Origin of the sequence: Mesorhizobium sp., from assembly GCF_041661565.1 — a bacterium.
Classification (GTDB): Bacteria; Pseudomonadota; Alphaproteobacteria; order Rhizobiales; family Rhizobiaceae; genus Mesorhizobium.
Genome location: NZ_JBAZUD010000236.1, coordinates 1 through 4,331, shown reverse-complemented (window position 1 = coordinate 4,331; position 4,331 = coordinate 1). Strand labels below are relative to the sequence as shown.

Annotated in this window: 8 protein-coding genes and 1 pseudogene; 3 read left to right on the top strand and 6 right to left on the bottom strand. The window is 61.8% G+C overall.

The genetic code is table 11. From position 1 onward, the window contains the following. From WC739_RS24735 to WC739_RS24715, 5 genes are all read right to left on the bottom strand, one after another. Positions 1-360, bottom strand: a 360-nt coding sequence (locus tag WC739_RS24735; protein WP_372955618.1) for a type II toxin-antitoxin system VapC family toxin, incomplete at its 3' end; no start/stop codon positions are given. After that, a complete protein-coding gene (locus WC739_RS24730; RefSeq protein WP_372955617.1) occupies positions 357-599 on the bottom strand; it encodes a type II toxin-antitoxin system Phd/YefM family antitoxin in 243 nt (80 codons plus the stop codon). The genes WC739_RS24735 and WC739_RS24730, both read right to left, overlap by 4 nt. Before the next feature lie 101 nt (positions 600-700). Beyond that, a complete protein-coding gene (locus tag WC739_RS24725; RefSeq protein ID WP_372955616.1) occupies positions 701-1,009 on the bottom strand; it encodes a putative quinol monooxygenase in 309 nt (102 codons plus the stop codon). A gap of 60 nt (positions 1,010-1,069) precedes the next feature. Beyond that, the gene (locus WC739_RS24720) at positions 1,070-1,852 is read right to left on the bottom strand and encodes an SDR family NAD(P)-dependent oxidoreductase (protein WP_372955615.1); all 783 of its coding nucleotides are present in this window, start codon (positions 1,850-1,852) and stop codon (positions 1,070-1,072) included. A 36-nt stretch (positions 1,853-1,888) separates the two neighbouring features. Beyond that, positions 1,889-2,326, bottom strand: coding sequence for a DsrE family protein (locus WC739_RS24715; protein ID WP_372955614.1), 438 nt, complete (start codon positions 2,324-2,326; stop codon positions 1,889-1,891). 99 nt (positions 2,327-2,425) lie between these two features. On the opposite strand from WC739_RS24715, the gene WC739_RS24710 reads away from it, so the two are divergent. From WC739_RS24710 to WC739_RS24700, 3 genes are all read left to right on the top strand, one after another. After that, positions 2,426-3,526 carry a hypothetical protein gene (locus tag WC739_RS24710; protein WP_372955613.1) on the top strand — a complete coding sequence of 367 codons (1,101 nt, stop codon included), beginning with the start codon at positions 2,426-2,428 and terminating at the stop codon, positions 3,524-3,526. A 67-nt stretch (positions 3,527-3,593) separates the two neighbouring features. Further along, positions 3,594-3,839 (top strand): antitoxin, encoded by a 246-nt coding sequence (locus WC739_RS24705; RefSeq protein ID WP_372955612.1) that lies wholly within the window; start codon positions 3,594-3,596, stop codon positions 3,837-3,839. Beyond that, complete coding sequence (locus WC739_RS24700; RefSeq protein WP_372955611.1) at positions 3,836-4,222, top strand: type II toxin-antitoxin system VapC family toxin; 387 nt, start codon at positions 3,836-3,838, stop codon at positions 4,220-4,222. The genes WC739_RS24705 and WC739_RS24700 overlap by 4 nt, the downstream gene beginning before the upstream one ends. Positions 4,223-4,228: 6 nt before the next feature. Here WC739_RS24700 and WC739_RS24695 read toward each other — a convergent pair. After that, positions 4,229-4,331: pseudogene (locus WC739_RS24695) on the bottom strand (cation-efflux pump); the annotation flags it as partial.

Sequence of the window (4,331 nt, the reverse complement as noted above, 5' to 3'; positions counted from 1 at the left end):
GCGGGCCACAAAATCGTCCATGGTCAGCAAGAGAATTCCCTCCACCATTGCCTGCGCGACCAGGATTCGGTCGAAAGGGTCCTTATGTATCGCCGGAAGTCCATCAACGGTGACGGCGTGTTCGCTGGTGATCGGTAATTCATGGTAGCCGTTGTCGAAGAGGCCTCGCCGGAGCAAACGCGGGTCAACCTGGAAATCATCGCGCCCTAGTCCTCGCTTGATTGCGATCTCCCAGAGACTGGCAGCACTAAACAGCAATTCGTTCTCTGGGTTCTCAATCTCGCCCAGAGCCGCAATTGGCAGCCGTCCCGGATCGCCAGCAGCCCACAGCAGCAAATGGGTGTCGAGCAACAGTTTCACGGGATGGCACCGAACAGCTGGTCGATGTCGTCGCTGCCCATGCGGTCGAAGTCGTCAGGGACGGAAAGCTGGCCGGTCATGAAGCCAACCCTCCGCGCTTGCACGGACGGAGAATCGAGAGGCACGACCTTGACCAACGGTTTGCCCGCCTTGGCGATAATGAACGGTTCACCTTTGGCGGCTCGGTCAATGAGACGTGAAAGGTTGGTCTTCGCATTGTGGATGTTGACGGTCTGCATCGCAGTCGCTCCCAGTGACTTAGTCCACAGAACTTAGTTCATACTCTGGGACTTTGCAAGGATTGACCGTCGGTGTGGCCGTTACGAGATGTTAGCTCGGGTCATCCAGTCCCGCCCGCAGGCAACCCAAAGCCACCGACAGGGTGCGTCTCGACCTGGAATTCGAAGCCGGCGATGAAGGGGCGCGCCTTGGCGATCGCCGCCTGGACTTCCGGAAGCTGCAGCGAGGCCTTGTGGCTTTCGGCGTCGGTCCAGACTTCGGTGACCCAGATCGCATCGGCATCGGCCGGGTCGGTGGCGACGATGTAACTGAGGCAGCCGGGCAGGGCGCGGGTGCTGACGCACAAGAGCTCCATGATCGCATCGCGCTGGCCGCTCGACGCCCGCATCTTGCCGATCAGTCCGTACATTGGCGTCCGCTCCCTTGAAGGCTCCGGCAGAATGTGCGGGGCCAGTATGCTGGATGCCGCTCAGGGCATCAACTGGCCGCCATTCACCTCGATCACCTGGCCGATGATGTAGCCGCTCAAGAGATCGGACGACAGGAACAGATAGGCGCCGACGCAGTCCTGCGCGGTGCCGGCGCGGCCTTGCGGGATGGTTTCGACCATGCGCTTGATCTGCTCCTCGGTGGAGTAGCGTTCGTGGAAGGGTGTCAGGATGACGCCCGGCGCCACCGCGTTGACGCGGATGCCGAAGCCGATCAGTTCCTTGGCCAAGCCGCGGGTCACGTTGGAGACGAAGGCCTTGGCCGAACCATAGAGCCCGGCGCCGCCGGCGGCACCGTTGCGGGCCGCGATCGACGACGTGTTGATGATGAAGCCACCCTGCTTCTTCAGCCACGGGATCGCCTTGCGCGACGCGGTCAGCACCGAACGCGCATTGAGGTCCATCACCGCGTCATAGTGTGCCTCGGTCTTTTCGCTGAAAGGCACGCGGCCAAGCATGCCGCCGGCATTGTTGACCAAGCCGTCGAGGCGGCCGAAATGCGCGGCACTGTCCTCGACAACACGCTCGACATCGGCGGAAACGGAGAAATCGCCCTGGACGAGAAACACCTCGCCGCCTTCGTCGGCAATGGTCTTGGCGAGCGTTTCGGCGGCGTCGCGGCTGGAGTTGTAGTGGAGCGCCACCTTGCAGCGCTGCGCGGCATAGGCAAGGGCAAGGGCGGCGCCGATGCCGGTGGATGCTCCGGTGATCAGCACCGCCTTGCCGGCAAGATCGGGTATGGTGAGGTTGGTGGTGGCTGGCATTGGTGTCCTCCGGATGTCCGCCCGTCCTTCTTGGGCTCAGGGGCGTAGATAGGCATAACCCTGGCTTTGCAGTTCCGCGAGTTTGACGACGCCGCCCCTGTCGGCGGCATGGAAACTGTCGAGAAGGTCGGCGAGGGAAATGTCCATGCCCTGCATGGTGTTGGCACAGGCTTGAGCTTCCAGCCCCTGTCGCACCAGACCGGTGAAACGCCCCGAAACAGCGGCTGACATGCCCTTGGATTTGAACGCGGCGAGGGCGGGACCGTGCACGACCAGCACGATGTCGACATCGCCGCCGGTGCCTTCATAGTGGTTCTTGATGTTGCCCAGGACAAAATTGACCTTGTCGAGATCGCTCAGGTGATAGGCAACTTTTTGCCTGGCGGCCCGGGAGGTCGCGGCCTGCGCCACCCGCTGGCCCAATAGCGCTCCAACCGCCGCAAGAACCGCGCGGAACATATCGCGTCGGCGCATGGCATCCTCCTCCGCCAATCTTGCCCGCGAATTGCGTGGCTCCGGCCTCGATACTAGCATAAAATGACGCTGCGTCCTGCCGATGCGAGGAGAGGTCACGTGGCGTTCAGGATTGGGGGATGGAAGACAGCCGCCGGCGTCGGATTTGGCTTGGTGCTGATGGGGTTGCCGGTGGGCCCGGCCAGGGCCGATGAGGCGCCAAAGCTCACCGAACTCAGCCCGAACGGGGCGGATGCCTGTTTTGGCCGCGTCTACGACGCCGCGCATCTGAAAGCACATCCGAAGCAGAAGGTGGCGCGGATCTTCTTCTACTATGGCCATGATCCGGTCAGCCGCCCGAATGAGGAGCCGGCCCTTTCCGATACCTCCTACAATGCCTTCGTCACCACCACCGTGCGCGGCGCCAAGGCGCCGGAATGGGCTGGAGGCTGGTGCAGCCATGGGTCCGAGGACGGCAAGACCGGTCCCATCCATTGCGGCATGGACTGCGACCGCACGCTGGCATCGCTGAAGATCGACGACAAGGGACGGCTGCTGCTGTCCGACCTGCAGCCCGATATCTATCTCGACGCCGGCTCGGAGGAGGAACTCGGCACGGGGGAATACCAAAGGCAGGCGCTCGGTCCGGAGGACGACAATTTCCGCCTCGACCCGATGCCGGCCGCGACATGCAAGGCGGAGTTCGCGCGCATCGATCCCATCGATCCGGCGCTCGGGCCTCCGCTGCGCGAGCGTCTGAAGCCCGACCAAGCCTTCTGCTATGGCCGTGACTATGACGCATCGCACCTCAACTCGCATCCCAACCAGCTGACCCAGTCGATCCGGGTTTTCCGCGGGCCGGTGGAACTGGCGTCCTTCGCTTCGGGCGGCGATGCCGCCAACTGGCCCGACGGCGCCGACATCGCCGTCTCTGTCACGACGCGGCTGAAGTCGGGCAAGGTCACGCAGACCTATTCGTGCCAGGGCGAAGCCGACCAGTGGCGCTGCGCGGCGAGCTCGAAGATGAGCAATTTCTCCTGCGATATCGCGCAAAAGGAAATCTTCCTCAAGCGTGGCGCCAATGGCACGATGATGCTGGCCAATCCCAACAGCAGCCTGGCTGTCGTCGACCTGTGCTCGAAGGCCGCCGAGGGCAAGACAACATCCGACGACAAGGTCTACCGGCTTCAGCCGATGCCGCAATCAGCTTGCGCGCCTTGAGCAAGCTACTTGTCAGTGTCGTGGAAAGAAGATATATCTTTGCTATATCTCATTTGAGGATAGCAGGATGGACAAGGCAAAGGTGTTCTGGTCGGGCCGGTCACAAGCCGTACGCCTTCCCAAGGAGTTTCGTTTCGAAACAGACGAGGTTTCGATCCGCCGTCACGGGCAGTCCGTCATCCTGGAACCGCTTGCGCAGGATTGGGGATGGCTCGACCAGCTGGGCGGGCCAATCGACAGCGATTTCGTGGAGGCCGCGCTGGAAGATCAGGACCAGCAGGACAGGCCTGCTTTGGATGACGTCTTCAAGTGATCTATTCGCTCGACACCAACGCAGTCATCACTGTCCTAAAGCGCGATGCGAGCTTGCTGGCGCTACTGAAACGACATTCGCCGCATGACTTCGCTCTATCGGCGATCGTGGTCCACGAGCTTTACTACGGTGTCGAAAAAAGTGAGCAGAGAGTAGAAAATTCGGCGCGTATCGAAGCTCTACAATTCCCTGTGCTCGACTTTGACCGGGAAGATGCAAGACATGCCGGTGAGATCAGAGCAACGCTTGCAAAGTCGGGAACACCGATTGGCCCGTATGACGCCCTGATCGGCGGGCAGGCGAGAGCTCGGAGCCTGACGCTGATCACACGGAATATTCGAGAATTCGAACGGATCAAAGGTCTCGCCATCGAGACTTGGTGACCCGCCTCACGCAAACGGCACGGCTGTCGTGCCCTTGGGCAGCTTGGCCTCGTCGTCGGGCTCGACGTGGATGGTGACGCGCACGGAGGGGATATCGGCCTTCAGTGCG

Coding starts and splice junctions, on each gene's coding strand:
- WC739_RS24730 (WP_372955617.1), bottom strand. CDS start 599: ATGCAGACCGTCAACATCCACAATGCGAAGACCAACCTTTCACGTCTC.
- WC739_RS24725 (WP_372955616.1), bottom strand. CDS start 1,009: ATGTACGGACTGATCGGCAAGATGCGGGCGTCGAGCGGCCAGCGCGAT.
- WC739_RS24720 (WP_372955615.1), bottom strand. CDS start 1,852: ATGCCAGCCACCACCAACCTCACCATACCCGATCTTGCCGGCAAGGCG.
- WC739_RS24715 (WP_372955614.1), bottom strand. CDS start 2,326: ATGCGCCGACGCGATATGTTCCGCGCGGTTCTTGCGGCGGTTGGAGCG.
- WC739_RS24705 (WP_372955612.1), top strand. CDS start 3,594: ATGGACAAGGCAAAGGTGTTCTGGTCGGGCCGGTCACAAGCCGTACGC.